Raw genomic sequence first — 16,468 nt, 5'->3', positions numbered from 1 at the left:
TTTAGTGTTGCGAACGCGGCACGGCGGCCACCTTCGCGCCAGTGTAACCGAGTTCCTGAGCGGTTCTCAGATCTTGGTCGCCGGGCTTCGGGTCCGGTCTCATGGTGAGTGCTGCAGCGATCATCGCCACCGCTATGCCCGCCGTCATGATCCCGTAGTAGGTCGCCTCAACGATGATCACCAGAAGCACCGTGTTGCACGCCAGCCTGATGGGATCCCGCACATGGAACGAGCGCAAGAACGCCCAGACGAACCAACCCACGAAGAACAGCACTCCCGGGAACCCTTGGGAGAACATCACCATCCAGAGCTGTCCCTGTGTTCCAGCCGATGGGACACCTGCCTTCTCTGAGGGGCGGGGAGCACCGAAGCCGAACAGCGGCGATTCCAGCGTGCGCTCGAACGTCTCCTCGTACAGCCCGGCGCGATCCTGCGTGGTCGAGCTCGTCTCGACTCGATCGCTCAACCGCTCGGCGATGGGGAAGGTCGCGAACGCGCCAGCCACCACGAGAAGCAGTGCGCCGAGCGCGAGGATCACACGCAGGTTGCCACGGGCGATCGATCGGGCGGCGACATAGACGAGGGCGACGCCCAGTCCGATAAACATGCCCCGGTTGAGCGTGAGGAAGGCCGGCACGAAGGAGACGGGGATGGCGAGGAGCAGCCACCAGAAGCGCCGCTCTCGGCGCACCTCCACCAAGTAGCCGATCACGATCGGCAGCAGCATCGAGTAGGCGTTGCCCCAGCCGTTCGTGTACAGGAACGGTGCGCTCGGGCGCGGATCGAGTTTCAACCAGCCGTCCGGGTTGTACTGCGTCGTGCGGCGCACAACCATCTCCTGCACCAGATCGTTGGAGCTGATCCACTCTGGAAGAAGCAGGCCGAACGGCGTGTGGATCGCGAGGATCGGGAAGAACACGCCGAGATAGCCGCCGGCGACGACGACGAGCCAGAACCCGGTCAAGACCCCGGCCACATACCGAGTGCTGAGCGTCGATCTGGCGTTGTAGACGTACAAGAAGATGACGGTGACGGCCAGGTAGAGCAGGGCTCGATAGAGGAATCCGATGAGCCGTCCACTGGTGTCGATCCCCACAACCGAGAAGACCATCCAGAGCAGGAAGAGCAACCAGATGCCAAAACCCCGCGGCGCCTCGATGTGGCCGCGGCGCAACAGGTAGAGCAGCATGATCCCGGCCAGCACGATCCAGAGCGCCTCGCCAGGGCCCAGCAGCCACCAGAGCGGGAAGAGCACGAACATGGCGGCGAATGGCCAGCGGGGAAGCTCGCGCAGCGTGACGACGTCCACGTTGGAGAACCGGTCACGACCCGCCCGCGCCCAGCGCGTCGTGCCGCTCGATCTCGGTGCTGCAGGAACCGTGGGCATGGGTGGAGCACCTCCCCCGCAAACTAAATCCACCGGCCAACTCGCTATTTCGCGTATGGAGCACATTAGTATATGAGGCAAACTCGTCAATGGACATCGGAGTTCAAGCTGGTCATCCGACACCCGACAGCGAGGCCAAACAGTCCGGCATGCACGTCGCCGGGGGTGGGGGTGCATGGATATGACGGAGCCGTTGGAACGTACCGCGCTGGGGCTGGAGCACTACGGCTTCGTGCTCAAGCGGCAGTGGTCGTTCATCGCGCTCGGGGCTGCTCTGGGCGTCGTCGCGGCCTTCGCCTACCTGATCATCACCCCGGCGACTGCGACGGCGACGGCCGACGTCAACATCAACATCATCTCGACTGATCCGTTCAACACGACCAAGCAGGCGTCCAGCCTGCTGGACGCATCCACTGAGACCCAGATCGCCACCTCCTACTCGGTTGCACAGAATGCCACCGAACTGCTGAAATCCGGGGTCGACCCGGCCGACGTGCGCCGCCAGATCTCGGCGAGCGCCGTCACCGGCGCCCCTGTCGTGCACATCTCGTTCACCGCTCCGACGAGTGCGGAGGCCCAGGCCGGCGCGGATGCCGCAGCCACCGCCTATCTGGCGTATAGAACCACTCAGGCGCAGACCAAGCTCGACAGCATCCTCAAGGGTGTTGAAGACCGCCGCGTGCAGCTGGGCGCCGAGCTCGCCGATGCGAACTCCCGCATCAGCACAGCCCCACCGGGCAGCTCTGCCGCCAATCAGGCAATCAGCGACCGGGACCTGGTCACCATCGAGCTGAACACGCTCCTCTCGCAGAAGAGCATGCTCGAACAGATCGACACCGCGGGCGGTTCGATCCTCACCACCGCCTCACGAAACGATGTGGTGTTCGCGCCCGGCCGCGCGCAGGCGCTCGTCGCGGGGCTCCTCGCAGGCAGCGTGCTGGGGATAGTCGCGGCGTTCGTCATCGACCCGCTTGACCGTCGACTCCGCAACAGCCGTGAGATCCAGCGCGCCACCGGAGGCGAGATCCTCGCCGACATCCGCGAGGTGGACGCGGTCGTCCCCGAACGAGAGAAGACGCTGGAGCAGCTCCGGGCTGCGCGGGAACGCATCATGAATGGCCTGCCGCCCAACGCCGGGGCGCTGACACTGCTCAACGACGCCCCGGACGGTCGACCCGACATCCCGGCCAATTTGGCATTCGTGATGGCACAGGGCGGTGTGGCAACGGAACTGATCCTCCCGCACGTGCCCGCGGAGCTGCGGCTCGCTCTGCGCGATGGCCTCAAGCTGGATCTCGTGCGCGCGGACGACAGCGGGGACCTGTACCAGTCCGGCAGCGCCCCTCAGCTGCGGATCTTCTTCCCGGCGACGGCCCCCGCCGACACGGCCTCACCGTACATTTCCCAGACGACCTGGGACCGCCTCGAGACGGCGAGCCCGAGCTCGTTCCGCATTCTCGCGTTGGGCCCGGAGGCCCCGCCGAGTAGCGTGCTGGCCGCACTGCGCCTCTCGGACTGCATGGCGATCATCGCGACGGCGCGCCGCACGCGGGCAGACACCCTTGCGCAGGTGTTGACGGAGGCCGCGCGGCTCGGAACGGTGTTCCTCGGCACCATCACGATCTCGCACAGGCGACGGATGGCCGTCGCCCCGCTGGTGCGGAGCACCCCAGCCGCTGCAGAGGCAGCGGCGGCTCAGCAGGCGAGCCACCACTCAGATTCGCGGGCCGCATCAGCCGGCGCGTCCCGATGAGCGGCTACGCGCAGGCCGAGCGCGCACAGGTTGTCGGCATCTCGGTCGATTCGCTCAGCCAGGACCAGCTCGTCGACACCATCATGGGTTGGACCGACGGCCGAACGACCCGGGTCGCGGCGGGCGTCAATGCCGCCGTGTGCAATCTGGCCGCCTCCGACACCCAGTTCGCCGCTGACCTCGCCGAGGCCGAGCTCCGATACGCAGACGGGCAATCGATCGTCTGGGCGGCACGGATCCTCGGGTTCAGGATTCCGGAGCGGGTCGCCACCACGGATCTCATCTATCCCCTCGCCGCGCGCGCCGCGAGCAGTGGCACGAGGCTGTTCCTCTTCGGCGGCATGCCGGGGGTTGCCCAGCGCGCCGCCGACCGCCTCCAGGGTGATGCCCCCGGCCTGCTCATCGAGTGCAACGACGGTTACGTCTCGCCAGCCGAAACGGAGGCGCTGATTGCTCGCATCAACCAGTACCAGCCGGGCATCCTGCTTGTCGGCCTGGGCGACCCACTGCAGCAGCGCTGGGTCGCCGAGAATCGCCAGCATCTCACCGTGCCCGCAATCCTCACCTGCGGCGGCTTGTTCGATTGGACCAGCGGCGACAACCGTCGCGCGCCGCAATGGATGCTCGCCTCCGGCCTGGAGTGGCTCTGGCGCCTGATCATCGAGCCGCGTCGGCTCGCTGCACGCTACCTGCTCGGCAATCCCGTCTTCCTGTTCCGGCTCGCCAGACAGATGGTGAGTAGCAAGACCGGTCTTCGATGAGCGCCGCCCCTCCAGATCTCAGCGCACCAGACACGCGGAGGCTCGCACGGGAGGGCACTGCGAGCCTGCTCGGCTCTGCCATCAGCGCGACGATGGGCTTCGCCCTCATCGTCGTCCTGGCGCGCACGCTGGGCGACGCCGGCGCCGGGGTCGTGCTGCAGACCATTGCTGTGTTCACCATCGTCTTGAGCCTCGCCCGCGCCGGCATGGACTCGGCCGCCGTCTGGATCATGCCGCGCCTCGCCTCCCATAACCCGGCGGCGATTCGCGGAACGCTGACCTCGATGCTGCTCATCACCGCCGTCCTCAGCACCGTGTGCGGAGCATTGACGGTGGCACTCGCCCCGCAGCTGGCACAACTCGGCGACAGCCACGCCTCGGATGTCGCCGATGCCGTCGCCTTGGTCGGCTGGTTCCTGCCAGCCGGGGCCCTCGTACTCGTCGCCCTCGCGGCGACCAGAGGGCTCGGCGGCATCGTTCCGTACGTCAGCGTCGGCAGCATCGGGCTCCCCGTGATCCGCCCGATCGCCGTTTGGGCTGTTGCCATCGCCGGCGGTTCCTACGCCAGCGTCGCCCTCGCCTGGGCCGCTCCGCTGCCCCTCGCGCTCGTGGCGGCTGCGTTTGTGCTTCGCGTGCAGGTTGCCCGTCACGAACGCACGGCCGGAGTGCGCGGTTCGTGGCGGGTTGACCCGGCTATCCGGCGCAGCGTCGTGGCCTACGCGTTGCCGCGCACGCTGTCGGCCGGAATGGAGCAATCGCTCATCTGGCTCGACGTGCTCATCGTTGGAATCATTGCCGGCTCGGCCGCAGCCGGTATCTACGGCGGCGCCAGCCGGTTCATCGCTGCAGGCCTGATCATCGACACCGCGCTGCGGATCGTCGTAGCGACCCGATTCAGCAGCCTGTTGTTCCAGGAGAAATACGGCGAGGTCCAGGCTCTGTACCGCATCGCGGCGAGGTGGCTCGTTCTGCTCAGCGCCCCGATCTACGTGGTTCTCGCCGTCTTCGCCCCCGTCGTGCTGGGCTGGCTGGGGCCGGAGTTCGAGCAGGGCTCGACCGCTCTTGCCATCCTCTGCGTCGGAGCGATACTCACCTGCACAACCGGGAACATCCAGTCCGTGCTCCTGATGAGCGGCCGGAGCGGCTGGGCCGCGTTCAACAAGGCCGTGGTACTCGCCCTCAACGTCGGCGGAAACCTGATCCTGATCCCGCTGATCGGCGTCAACGGCGCCGCCATCACCTGGGCGTTCAGCATGCTTGTCGACGCGGTGCTCGCCGTGATCGAGGTTCGCCACTTCATCGGCATCCGAATGGAGTTCGGCACCATCGCGTATGCCCTGCTCATCGCGCTGACGACATTCGGCATCCCGGCCATCGCATTCCGCTTGTCGCTCGGCGCGACGCTCCCCGCGCTCGCACTCTCCCTGGCTGTTTCCGCGCTGCTCTTCGTGGGCTGGTGTGCGCTGGACCGCGACCGCCTGCAGCTTCGCGATTTCGCGCTGCTGGCGCGCCGGCAGAAGCCGCGCGAGGGTGACACCCTAACGGGGGGCTTATCCGAGGTCGCCAGCCGGGGCTAGTGTGCAGATGTTACTGAAGCATGCTCATCTTTGATCAGTGACGGCTTACCCATCGCCTGTAACCCGAAGTGCAGGAGAACACCCGTGAACCAGAGTTCCATCTGCCCGAAGCCGAGCCGCCTTGCGCCGCGCTTCTCCCCCGCTGCGAGCGAACGCCCGCCCTGCGCCCAGTCTCGGGCGCAATGATCGGCGCACCGGACGACGACGACGACTTCCGTTACGGATTCGGGTCGGCATCACCAGCCGACCACCCGCACAAGTCATCTGCCCGGCGGCGCATCATCACCGCCATCGCCGCGCTGGCCGCTCTCGCCATCGCTGCAGCAGCGTGGGTCGCCCTGACGCAGTCGCCGACGCCGACGGCCACCGGACCGGTCGCATCATCGCGCCCATCGACGGCCACAGAGGGGGCCCCCGCACAATCGCCCGCCGCCACCGCCCCCGCGGCCCCCGCACCGACGGCAGGCGCAGCGGCTCCGCTCACTCCTGAGACCGTTGCCGACACCGTGACGACGCTGGTGACGGCGGCTGCCGAGCTCAGCCCCGATGCCACCGAGCCGCCCGAGCAGCTGGCGGCCGTGGCATCCGGCGCGATCCTCGATGAGATCAAGAACGACCAGCTCGAGCTGCAGGCCAACGGCTGGACGCGAACCGGTACCCCCAAGGTGCTCGACGTCACCATCGTGAGCAGCGACACCACATCGACGCCGGCAACCGTCGTCACGCAGGCGTGCATCGATTCCAGCGACGTGCAGACGCTGGACTCGGACGGCGCGTCCCTTCAGGGGGCCGGCACCGCCGGGCCACACCGCGCGCTCAACATCTTCACGTTCGAGCAGAGCGGCACAAGCTGGCGAATCATCGCCAGATCCTTTCCCGATGAAACGACCTGTTGACGATCTCGTCAACAGCTACCGCCCCCACCACAAGGAGAACTGAGATGACGCTTACCCGAAGCGTTTCCGTCCGGTCCAGGAAGAACTGGCTAGGCCCGCTGTGCGCGGCGGGCATCGTCGTCGCCGCGATACTCACGCCGATCAGCGCCACGGCAGCAACGACGTGGCCTGCGCCCGACGGCCTCTCTGAATACACGGCGGCGGCGTCCTGCTGGGAGGTCAAGCAACTGAAGCCTTCCGCGCCGAGCGGCATCTATTGGCTGAACACTCCCGCTCTGGGAGCAGCCGAGCAGTTCTACTGCGACCAGACGACGAGCGGCGGCGGCTGGCTGCTGATCGGCCGCGGCCGCGAGGGCTGGTCTGAGACGAACGAAGGGGCTGGCACCCCGGCCGAGGTGCGAAGCACGCTCACCGGGCAAGACGCATTCGTGCCCAAGCAGCTGAGCGCGGGCATGATCGACAAGCTGCTCAACAACCAGCCGGTCAAGTCCATGACGGACGGCGTGCGCCTGCGTCGGGCCACGAACGCCACGGGCACGACCTGGCAGGAGGCGACCTTCGTGTTCGCCTCGCCACGCGTCGAGTGGAGCTGGATGTTTGAGAACGAGCAGCGCGCGGGTGCTTGGACGATCGGCACCGCGTCCGGCACCGGTGGCACCATGGCCGCATTCGGTCAAAGCAACAACCAGAATCGGATCGAGACCACAACGGGCTCCGCGGAGGGCTGGAAGACCGGATTCGGCTTCGGCACCGCGGCCCGCGGCAATCCAGCCGCGAACAGTTTCATCTGGGCGCCGAGCACCACGGCCGGACGCCCCCGCCCGTTCACGCAGGTCTACCTGCGGCCCAAGCTGATGAGCTCCGCGCTGTACACGAACGCCATTCCCAGCGCCGGAACAGCCAAACTGGAGCAGGCCGCCGTCGCCAGCAGTTTCGCGATGCCGACGGTGTGGGGCGTGAGCGGCATCGGCGCCGGCCCCAACACCGTCGAGGGCAGCCAGGAGGTGTCCGCCTTCGCGGAGGGTAACGGGATCATCTACATCGGCGGCAACTTCCTCACCGTCCAGAAGACGGCGACCGGCGGCAGCCAGGTCGCACAGTCCTATCTGGCCGCCTTCGATGTGAAGACCGGCGAGTGGATCCCCTCCTTCCGGCCGACGCTCGACAAGCAGGTGAAGGCGCTTGCCGTCCTGCCCAACGGCACGCTCGCCGTCGGTGGCTACTTCAGCCAGGTGAACGGCGCGGCTCGGCCAGGCCTGGTCGCGCTCAACCCGACGACAGGCGCCACCGACCCCACATTCACCACCACGCTGATCAACAACCTGTCTGGCGGCGTCCCGGTGGTCAGGGGGCTCGACGTGCAGGGAGACTGGCTCTACATCGGAGGCAACTTCACGCACATGAGTGGTGGATCCGCGGTGGGCCAGGTGTACACCCGTGCGGCGGGTCGTGTCTCCGTGGCCGACGGCACGCCAGACAAGACCTGGAACCCCGAATTCAACGGCACCGTCATGGCGCTGGATGCGTCCGCACAGGGCGACCGGGTGTACTACGCGGGCTTCTTCACCGCGTCCAAGGCAACCGCAGCAGTGAAGGCCGCCAGCATCCGGACCGCAGACACCGGCGTTGTTCCGTGGTCGGTCAACTTCGCCAGCACCACCAACTACCAGCAGGCGGTGAAAGAGGTCGGCAACAAGGTCTGGCTCGGCGGCTCGCAGCACATGCTCTACAGCTACGACCGCGCGTCAATGACCGAGCTGAGCACGAACATCGGCCTGGCCGGCGGCGACTTCCAGGCGATCTCGACCGACGGCTCCGTCGTGTACGGCGGGTGCCACTGCTTCTACACGAACTACGCGGGGGCACGCACCTGGCCGTCGGTCGGCACCAACTGGACGCAGGCAACCAAGATCAACAGTGTCGGCGCGTGGGACAACGCAACCGGCAAGCCGATGCCCCAGTTCAGCCCGACCGTGAGCCAGCGCGTCGGAGCCGGCTCGTGGGCGCTGTTCAGCGACTCCAACGGTGTGACGTGGTTCGGCGGCGACTACACCAAGTCCCAGAAGGCCGGCTACGTCAGCCAGTGGTCGGGCGGATTCGTTCGCTTCGCCCCGAACGATTCGAAGGCACCGTCGACGCCCTCCGGCCTGGCCGTGTCGAACTCACCCGGCGGCGAGACCCTGACCTGGGCGGCCTCCGTCGACAACCAGGATGCGGTCACCTACCAGGTGCTGCGCAACGACCGGGTCGTGGCGACCACTCGCTCCCTCTCGGTCACACTGCCGGCCACGCCGACGGGAACGAAGTACTTCGTTCGCGCCGCCGACGGCTCCGGCAACTGGTCGGCCAGCACCCCGGCGGCGACGGTCGGAACCACCACCCCGGCCGACCCCACCAACCCGGTTCTGGTCGCGGGCGGCAGCACCTGGAGCTACTCCTTCGGGGCGACGGCACCCGCGTCGGGATGGCAGGCCAACGATTTCGACGCCTCGGCGTGGTCAACGGGCGCCGCACCAATCGGGTGGGGCCAGGCCCTGCTCGGGACGACGCTGAGCACCGCGGCCCCGCAACCGCTCACCGCGTACTACCGGAAGTCCTTCGACGTCGTCGATGCGACCAAGGTGGCGTCGGTGAAACTCACAACGCGGGCGGATGACGGCATCGTGGTCTACGTGAACGGCAAGGAGGTGCTGCGCAACAACATCGCGGCCGGCCCGGTCACCTCGACGACCTACGCCCTGACGTCGGTCACCGCTGCGAACGCCCTGGCCAACCCGGTCACCGTCACCATCCCCGGGTCGGCGTTCAGCACGGGCAAGAACGTGATCGCAGCCGAGGTGCACTCGAACTACAAGACGACGCCGAGCGCCAGCTTCGAGTTGGCGGCCCAGGCCACGTTCGGCACGCAGCCGCCCGTTGATCCGCCCGTCGACCCGGTCGACCCCGGCAGCGTCGCCCCCGGCACCGTCGTCATCGCACCGGCATCCAGCTGGTCGTACAGCTACCCGGCCAGTGCCCCGGATGCGGCATGGAAGGATGCCGGATTCGATGCTACGGGCTGGTCGACCGGGGCTGCTCCGATCGGCTGGGGTCAACCGGTGCTCGGCACTGTGCTGACACCGGTGGCTCCGCAACCGCTCACCTCGTACTACCGCTCATCGTTCACCGTCGCGGACCCGGGCGCGATCGGCGCACTCGTCTTCACGACGCGGGCGGATGACGGCATCGTCGTGTATCTGAACGGCGTCGAGGTCAAGCGGTCCAACATGGCGGCCGGAACCGTGACGAACACCACGTACGCGAGCTCGGCGATTGGGGCGAGCGCGGCAGTCGCGAACCCGGTGGTGTTTGAGGTGCCGGGGTCGGCGCTCGTCGCCGGCGCCAATGTGATCAGCGCAGAGGTCCACTCGAATTACAAGTCAACGCCGAGCGCGAGCTTCGAGCTCTCGGCGATCGTGAAGTAGGGGGGCAGGACAATGAGCACTCTTGACACGGCCCCCGAGGAGTCCTTCCCGACGATCATCTCGGGGGCGCTCGCACCGGCCTCCGGCGGGCGATTCAGCACCGCGTTGAGCGGGCTCCGATCGGCGCAGAAACCGGGGGCCGGGGTGCCGGCGTACACCCGGTGGGTCAACCGGCGCCTGGCGCGGTTCGCCGCGGCCGCCGCCTACACGCTCGGCTGGTCGGCGAATGTCGTCACCGCGGTCTCCGCTGTGCTGTCGTTCGCGGCCCTGGGGCTCATGCTGTTCGCGCCCCAGTCGGCCACGCTCGGTATCGCGGTGGCCGCCCTGCTCGCGGCCGGCTACGTGCTCGATTCGGCCGACGGACAGGTGGCCCGCCTCAGCCGCAGCAGCGGCCCGGCCGGCGAGTGGCTCGACCATGTCGTCGACGCGATCCGCACGCCAGCCATCCATCTCGCCGTCCTGATCGGGTTGTCGGCCGTGCCCGGTCTCGGCACATGGCCGCTCGCCGTCGCGGTGGGCTACTGCCTGCTGAGCAGCGGTCAGTTCATGAGCCAGATCTTGTCGGAACAGCTCTCGGGGGCGGCGAAACCGGTCAGCGAGTCGGCCGGCATCCGCCAGTCCCTGGTGCTGATCCCGACCGACATGGGCACGCTGTGCTGGGTGTTCCTGCTCTGGGGCGTTCCAGAGGTATTCGTCTGGGTCTACACCGGGATGTTCCTCCTCAACGCCGTGCACGCCGCTGTGTCGATGCGGCGGAAGTACCGGCGTCTGCAGGTTCTGCAGCCCGCCTCCAAACATCGACTCTGACGCGCCACGCCTGCCGTGGTTAGGGTGGGGTATGGCGCATTCACGAACCCCCGTCACTGTCACCCTCACCGGGGCCGGCGGCCAGATTGGTTACGCACTGTTGTTCCGCATCGCGTCGGGGCAGATGCTCGGCGCGGACGTTCCCGTGCGCTTGCGGCTTCTGGAGATCCCGCAGGGGCTGCGGGCGGCGGAGGGCGCGGCGCTCGAGCTGCAGGACGGCGCGTTCCCCCTCCTGGCCGGCGTCGACGTGACGGATGACAGGGCGGCCGCCTTCGACGGCGTGAACGTCGCCCTGCTCGTGGGCGCGCGACCGCGCGGCCCCGGCATGGAGCGTGCCGATCTGCTGGCGGCCAACGGCGGCATCTTCGGCCCGCAAGGCGCCGCTATCAACGCAGGCGCCGCCGATGACGTCCGCATCGTCGTGGTCGGCAACCCGGCGAACACGAACGCGCTGATCGCCAGCGCGCATGCCCCCGACGTTCCGTCCGAGCGTTTCACGGCGCTCACCCGGCTGGACCACAACCGGGCGCTCGGCCAGCTCGCGGCGGCCCTGGACGCACCGGTCGGCGGCATCCGCAACGTCTCCATCTGGGGCAACCACTCGGCCTCGCAGTACCCCGATGTCTCGCACGCGACACTCGACGGGGCGCCGGCATTGCCGTTGCTGGCCGCACGCCTCGGCGGGGCGGAGCCGGCGGAGCGCTGGCTCGCCGACGAGTTCATCCCGCGGGTCGCGAAGCGCGGCGCCGAGATCATCGAGGTGCGTGGCTCCTCGTCGGTGGCCTCAGCCGCCTCGGCCACGATCGACCACATGCGCGACTGGGTGGGTGGCAGCCCGGCGGGCGCGGGCTGGACCTCGGCGGCGCTGCCGTCGGATGGCTCTTACGGTGTGCCGGAGGGGCTGATCAGCTCGTTCCCTGTTGAGTCGGTGGGCGGCCAGCTGCGCATTGTGCAGGGCTTGGAGATCTCAGCGTTCTCGCGCGCCCGCATCGACGCCTCGGTGGCCGAACTCATCGCCGAGCGAGACGCCGTGCGTGCGCTCGGCCTGATCTGAAAGGCGGGGCCATGTTTCTGACAGGGGATGCGGCGAGCGATGAGTTGCTGGATTCCAGCCCGCTCGCGCTGCTGCTCGGTATGCAGCTCGACCAGCAGGTGACCATGGAGACAGCGTTCGCCGGGCCAGAGAAGCTGCGGCAGCGCCTGGGCACACTGGATGCCGCGACGATCGCGCACTACGAGCCGGCGGCATTCGTCGAGATCTGCCGGCAGACCCCTGCCGTGCACCGCTTCCCCGGCTCGATGGCGGCCAGGATGCAGGAGCTCTGCGGCATCATCGAACGGGACTGGGGCGGCGATGCCGAGGCCATCTGGACGGCACCGACGGCCGACGGCAGCGCCCCGAGCGGCGCGGAGGTGTTGAAGCGGCTGCGGCAGCTGCCCGGCTTCGGCGAGCAGAAGGCCCGCATCTTCCTGGCGCTGCTCGGCAAGCAGCGCGGGCTGAAAGCCCCGGGGTGGCGGGAGGCGGCCGGTCCGTACGGCGAGGAGGGCTCCTGCCATTCGGTCGCCGACATCACGGATGCCGAAACGCTCGCCAAGGTGCGCGAGGCGAAGAAGGCGGCGAAGGCGGCGGCCAAGAAGGCGTAGTGCGCGGGCGCTGCGGCGCCGAGTGCGACGCCGCGGGGCCTGCGGATGTTGGCTTCGGTCGCAAGCTCCCTCGAGCCAACGGGAGACCCGCGGGGCCTGCGGGTGTTGGCTTCGGTCGCTGGCGCTCCCTCGAGCCAACGGGAAACTTGAGCCAACGGGGATGTGCGCCACGGGGCGCGGAGGGCGCCCTAGCCGAGCAGCTCGGCCACGCCGCGCACTGTGCGCACATCGCCCTGAACGAGGATCGTGGTGACGACCGACTCCTCCCACCGGGCCAGCTCGTCACGGATCTTCGCGGCAGGGCCGACCAGCGCGATCTCCTCGACCAGCCGGGTCGGTACGGCGGCGATGGCCTCCTCCTTGCGCCCGGCCAAGAACAACTCCTGAATGGTGTCGCACTCGGCCTCGTAACCCATCCGGGCGACGACGTCGCGGTGGAAGTTCGCGCCCTTGGCGCCCATGCCGCCGACGTACAGCGCGATCATCGGGCGCACGGCATCCGCCGCCTTCTCGACGTCGTCGTTCAGCACGACCGGCACGGTGACGGCCACCTCGAAGGCGAATGCCGGCGAGCGCTCGCTCGAGCGGAGCGCGAAACCTGCGGCCAGTTGGGCCGCCGCCTCTGCGCTCTGCTGCGGCGAGAACAGGAACGGCAGCCAGCCGTCGGCGATCTCGGCGGCGAGTGCCACGTTCTTCGGCCCCTCTGCGGCGAGGAAGATCGGCAGGTCGCGACGCAGCGGGTGCACCGTTGAGACCAGCGGCTTGCCGAGCCCCGCGCCGTCGTTGCCCGGGTAGGGCAGCGGGTAGAACGGGCCGTCGCTGGTGACCGGCGCCTCGCGGGCCAGCACCTGGCGCACGATGTCGACATACTCCCGGGTGCGCGCCAGCGGCTTCGGGTACGGCTGCCCGTACCAGCCCTCGACCACCTGCGGCCCGGAGGCGCCGAGGCCGAGGATGAAGCGGCCGTCGCTCAGGTGGTCCAGGGTGATGGCGGCCATCGCCGTGGCCGTGGCCGCGCGCGCCGACATCTGCATGATGGCGGTGCCGAGCTTCAACCGCTCCGTCTGCGACCCCCACCAGGCCAGCGGCGTCAGCGCGTCGGAGCCGTAGGCCTCACTGGTCCAGACGGAGTCGAAGCCGAGCCGTTCGGCCTCGCGCACGGCCTCGAGGGCGCCGGCCGGCGGCCCCTGCCGCCAGTAGCCGATGTTGTACCCGAATCGCATGGCGGTTGTCTACCGTTTTGCTTGGGCGGCGGGCTTGGCGTCGACCTTGGCCGCGGCCTTGGCGGCCTTCGCGGCCGCCTTGGCGAGCACCTTCTCGTCCAGCGGCGCCGTTCCGGATGCCCGCTGTTCGGCGTAGTAGGCGCGCGCCTCCTCCTGGCGCTCCTGCTCGATGCCGGTGGCGATCGTGGCGCGCAGGTGCTCCGGGCCGTAACCGAAGGCGTCGACGAGGTCGACGGCGTGCGGGCGCAGTCGGCCGAGCAGACGGTCGATGTACGCGCTGACGGACTGCGCGCGCTGCGGCGAGAGGCGCCCGTTGATCAGGTACCAGGCGGCGTGCTTCTCGATCAGTCCGAGGCCGAACAGGTCGCGCAGCCAGGTGAGCACCTGGGTTGTGCCCGGGTCGGTGGTGGCGTTCCACGTGTCGAGTGCGCGGGTGAATGCCTCCCACTGCAGCAACTCGCCGTGGGCGCGGGCCGCCTCGATCAGCTCGTTTTGCTGCGAGTTGAACAGCTCGGCGGCATCCGCCTTGCTCATGCCTTTGGCCTCGCGCAGCACTCCCGCGACACCGGCGATCATGGTCTCGACGCGGTCGGTGAGGAACTCCCGCTGCGCGTTTGCGTCGCGCAGGTGGTCGACAGAGCGGGCTGTCGAGCCGAAGTCGGCGACGGTCTGGGCCAGGCTGCGCAGGCCGCTGCCGTGGTAGGCCCGGTCCGCGGCCTGGCTGGCGACGAGGCGGGCGACCGTGGCGGCTGGCGCCTTGGCGAACTTCTTGGAGTAGTCGGTCAGCAGGCGCTTGGCCACCAACTGCAGCAGCACGTTGTTGTCACCCTCGAACGTGACGTAGACGTCGAGGTCTTGGCGCAGCCCGACGAGTCGGTTGCTGGCCATGAAGCCGGCGCCGCCGCAGGCCTCGCGGGCCTCCTGCAGCGTGTCCAGCGCGTGCCAGGTGCTCAACGGCTTGAGTGCGGCGGCCAGAGTCTCGAGGTCTTCGCGGTCCGCATCGCTGTCGGCCTTGCCGCTGAACACGGCATCGAACTTCACCAGGAACTCGTCGTGCGCGAACAGCGCGGCGTAGGTCGTGGCCAGGCGCGGCAACAGTCGGCGCTGGTGCCGCTGGTAGTCGAGGATCACCTCTTCGTCGGTGTCGCTGCCCGCGGTGAACTGGCGGCGCTCTGCCCCGTATTTGATGGCGATGGCCAGCCCCATTGCGGATGCGGTGGCGGCCGCCCCGTCGAGCGAGACACGCCCCTGCACGAGCGTGGAGAGCATCGTGAAGAAGCGGCGCCCCGGGCTCGCGATCGGGCTCGTGTACGTGCCGTCCTCGGCGACGTCGCCGTAGCGGTTGAGCAGGTTGACGCGGGGCACACGCACGTTCGTGAAGTGCAGCCGGCCGTTGTCGATGCCGTTCAAGCCGCCCTTGAGGCCGTCATCCTCACCGCCGACGCCCGGGAGGAACTCGCCGTCCTCGCCGCGGATCGGCGTGTAGAAGGCGTGCACACCGTGGTTGACGCCCTTCGTGATGAGCTGGGCGAACACGGTGGCGGCGGTGCCGTGCAGGGCCGCGTTGCCGAGGAACTCCTTCCAGGCGGCACGGAAAGGCGTGTTGATGACGAACTCCTGCGTCGCCTCGTCATACGTGGCCGTGGTGGCGACGCTGGCCACGTCGGAGCCGTGACCGATCTCGGTCATGGCGTAGGCGCCCGGCACGGCCAGGCTCATGGCGTCGGGCAGGAAGGTCTCGTGGTGGTACTGGGTCCCCAGGTGCAGGATCGCCGACGCGAACAGGCCCCACTGAACCCCGGACTTGATCTGCAGGCTCGGGTCGGCCAGAACGAGCTCTTCGAAGCCGGCGATGTTGCCACCGTGGTCGTCGCGACCGCCCTGCGCCTTGGGGAACCCGCGGTGTACCTGACCGTTCTCGACCAGCAGCTTGAGCTGGCCGAGCACGCGCTCCCGGTGCTCCTCCATGGTCTGGCCCTCGATGCGCTGCATCTCCGGGCGGCCGGCCAGCTCGCGCGAGGCGAGGCGGTCCTCCGGCCAGCTACCGAGCATCTGACGGCTGAGCTTGGCGACGTCGACCCGCGGGGCGCCGGGGGTGCCGGTGATCTGGACCGGCGCGGTGTCCGGCACGGCCGCGGGCGCCGGGGCAGCGGCATCCTCTGCGGGGGCGTCCTGTACGTGGGCGGTGCTGCGAGCTGTGTCAACCATCGTTGGTCCTCATTCTTCGCGTCGGAACGAATCTGATCCCACGCTAGGAGCCGTGGCTTGCAGAGGCCAATGATGCGGCCGGGTGCTACAAAGATGGCGCCGAGAGGATGCCGGGGCGCTGTGTGAATCCCACAATCAACGGGGGTCAGACCCGGAGGGTGTCCACAAGCGCGCGTCGGGCTCCGGCAGGCCGGCTAGGGCAGGAAGTACGCGCTCGCGGATCGCGACCAGAGCAGCGCCAGCACGACCACCGAGAGCAGCACCCCGAGGAGCTCGGTGGAGAGCAGCGTGGGTGCCGCGATGGACGTGAAGATGCCCGCCGTGATGGAGAACACCTCCACCACCGTGATGATCAGGCGTGCGCCGTTCCGACCCCGCAGCAGCCCGTTCGCAACGACGACCACGATGATTCCGAGCACGATGTCCACGACCGCCGTCGTGACCAGGCCCGTCTTCCCGCTGAAGGAATCCTGCAGCCCGGCGTCATTCTGCATGAAGAGCAGAAGCACCCCGCCAACGACGTCGAATGCTCCCGAGATCCACACCAGCACCGCGACGAGTGTGACCCCGCCCGGACGACGATTCACGGCTGCGCTGTTCATGAGCTGCTCCTTCGACCGGTGTGGACGAGCGTCCCGCTGCGCTCAGCGTAGTGCTGACGTGCCGTGTGGCGACAGGGCCGATTCCCACACTGATCTGGCCGCGCGCTGCGCGCTGCACGTCTGCCAAAGGCGCCGGTTCGCTACGC

General features: G+C 68.5%; 12 protein-coding genes. 8 read left to right on the top strand and 4 right to left on the bottom strand.

Annotated features, from left to right (window positions below; all coding sequences use genetic code 11):
• Window position 1: 1 nt before the first annotated feature.
• Complete coding sequence (locus tag AWU67_RS00305; protein ID WP_129586594.1) at window positions 2-1,387, bottom strand: O-antigen ligase family protein; 1,386 nt, start codon at window positions 1,385-1,387, stop codon at window positions 2-4.
• Window positions 1,388-1,562: 175 nt separating this feature from the next.
• Between AWU67_RS00305 and AWU67_RS00300 the strand changes: the two genes are divergently transcribed.
• From AWU67_RS00300 to AWU67_RS00265, 8 genes are all read left to right on the top strand, one after another.
• Window positions 1,563-3,140: a hypothetical protein gene (locus tag AWU67_RS00300; RefSeq protein ID WP_129586593.1), complete on the top strand. Its 1,578-nt coding sequence runs from the start codon at window positions 1,563-1,565 to the stop codon at window positions 3,138-3,140.
• Window positions 3,137-3,901 (top strand): WecB/TagA/CpsF family glycosyltransferase, encoded by a 765-nt coding sequence (locus tag AWU67_RS00295; RefSeq protein ID WP_067225406.1) that lies wholly within the window; start codon window positions 3,137-3,139, stop codon window positions 3,899-3,901. The genes AWU67_RS00300 and AWU67_RS00295 overlap by 4 nt, the downstream gene beginning before the upstream one ends.
• On the top strand, window positions 3,898-5,478 hold the full coding sequence (locus AWU67_RS00290) for a flippase (protein WP_082716669.1): 1,581 nt from the start codon (window positions 3,898-3,900) through the stop codon (window positions 5,476-5,478). Before AWU67_RS00295 ends, AWU67_RS00290 begins: the two co-directional genes overlap by 4 nt.
• Before the next feature lie 182 nt (window positions 5,479-5,660).
• A complete protein-coding gene (locus AWU67_RS00285) occupies window positions 5,661-6,374 on the top strand; it encodes a lipase chaperone (protein ID WP_067225403.1) in 714 nt (237 codons plus the stop codon).
• A 44-nt stretch (window positions 6,375-6,418) separates the two neighbouring features.
• Window positions 6,419-9,838: a fibrinogen-like YCDxxxxGGGW domain-containing protein gene (locus AWU67_RS00280; protein ID WP_067225401.1), complete on the top strand. Its 3,420-nt coding sequence runs from the start codon at window positions 6,419-6,421 to the stop codon at window positions 9,836-9,838.
• 12 nt (window positions 9,839-9,850) lie between these two features.
• Window positions 9,851-10,645 (top strand): CDP-alcohol phosphatidyltransferase family protein, encoded by a 795-nt coding sequence (locus AWU67_RS00275; protein WP_082716668.1) that lies wholly within the window; start codon window positions 9,851-9,853, stop codon window positions 10,643-10,645.
• Between the two features lie 31 nt (window positions 10,646-10,676).
• On the top strand, window positions 10,677-11,699 hold the full coding sequence (locus AWU67_RS00270) for a malate dehydrogenase (RefSeq protein WP_067225398.1): 1,023 nt from the start codon (window positions 10,677-10,679) through the stop codon (window positions 11,697-11,699).
• A gap of 11 nt (window positions 11,700-11,710) precedes the next feature.
• A complete protein-coding gene (locus AWU67_RS00265) occupies window positions 11,711-12,289 on the top strand; it encodes an HhH-GPD-type base excision DNA repair protein (protein ID WP_199922320.1) in 579 nt (192 codons plus the stop codon).
• A 188-nt stretch (window positions 12,290-12,477) separates the two neighbouring features.
• On the opposite strand, the gene AWU67_RS00260 is transcribed toward AWU67_RS00265, so the two are convergent.
• From AWU67_RS00260 to AWU67_RS00250, 3 genes are all read right to left on the bottom strand, one after another.
• The gene (locus AWU67_RS00260) at window positions 12,478-13,512 is read right to left on the bottom strand and encodes an LLM class F420-dependent oxidoreductase (protein ID WP_067225395.1); all 1,035 of its coding nucleotides are present in this window, start codon (window positions 13,510-13,512) and stop codon (window positions 12,478-12,480) included.
• A 9-nt stretch (window positions 13,513-13,521) separates the two neighbouring features.
• Window positions 13,522-15,720: an acyl-CoA dehydrogenase gene (locus AWU67_RS00255; RefSeq protein ID WP_082716667.1), complete on the bottom strand. Its 2,199-nt coding sequence runs from the start codon at window positions 15,718-15,720 to the stop codon at window positions 13,522-13,524.
• Between the two features lie 194 nt (window positions 15,721-15,914).
• Window positions 15,915-16,322, bottom strand: coding sequence for a DUF7144 family membrane protein (locus AWU67_RS00250; protein WP_067225393.1), 408 nt, complete (start codon window positions 16,320-16,322; stop codon window positions 15,915-15,917).
• Window positions 16,323-16,468 lie beyond the last annotated feature (146 nt).

This window comes from Microterricola viridarii, assembly GCF_001542775.1.
GTDB lineage: Bacteria > Actinomycetota > Actinomycetes > Actinomycetales > Microbacteriaceae > Microterricola > Microterricola viridarii_A.
The sequence above is the reverse complement of the archived record's forward strand: the minus strand, read 5'-3'. Positions and strand labels throughout refer to the sequence as shown.

Excerpts from the sequence above, each read along its gene's own strand:
- AWU67_RS00250 (WP_067225393.1), bottom strand. The coding sequence starts at position 16,322 with ATGAACAGCGCAGCCGTGAATCGTCGTCCGGGCGGGGTCACACTCGTC.
- AWU67_RS00260 (WP_067225395.1), bottom strand. The coding sequence starts at position 13,512 with ATGCGATTCGGGTACAACATCGGCTACTGGCGGCAGGGGCCGCCGGCC.
- AWU67_RS00285 (WP_067225403.1), top strand. The coding sequence starts at position 5,661 with ATGATCGGCGCACCGGACGACGACGACGACTTCCGTTACGGATTCGGG.
- AWU67_RS00305 (WP_129586594.1), bottom strand. The coding sequence starts at position 1,387 with ATGCCCACGGTTCCTGCAGCACCGAGATCGAGCGGCACGACGCGCTGG.
- AWU67_RS00290 (WP_082716669.1), top strand. The coding sequence starts at position 3,898 with ATGAGCGCCGCCCCTCCAGATCTCAGCGCACCAGACACGCGGAGGCTC.
- AWU67_RS00275 (WP_082716668.1), top strand. The coding sequence starts at position 9,851 with ATGAGCACTCTTGACACGGCCCCCGAGGAGTCCTTCCCGACGATCATC.
- AWU67_RS00280 (WP_067225401.1), top strand. The coding sequence starts at position 6,419 with ATGACGCTTACCCGAAGCGTTTCCGTCCGGTCCAGGAAGAACTGGCTA.
- AWU67_RS00265 (WP_199922320.1), top strand. The coding sequence starts at position 11,711 with ATGTTTCTGACAGGGGATGCGGCGAGCGATGAGTTGCTGGATTCCAGC.
- AWU67_RS00270 (WP_067225398.1), top strand. The coding sequence starts at position 10,677 with ATGGCGCATTCACGAACCCCCGTCACTGTCACCCTCACCGGGGCCGGC.
- AWU67_RS00295 (WP_067225406.1), top strand. The coding sequence starts at position 3,137 with ATGAGCGGCTACGCGCAGGCCGAGCGCGCACAGGTTGTCGGCATCTCG.
- AWU67_RS00255 (WP_082716667.1), bottom strand. The coding sequence starts at position 15,720 with ATGGTTGACACAGCTCGCAGCACCGCCCACGTACAGGACGCCCCCGCA.
- AWU67_RS00300 (WP_129586593.1), top strand. The coding sequence starts at position 1,563 with ATGGATATGACGGAGCCGTTGGAACGTACCGCGCTGGGGCTGGAGCAC.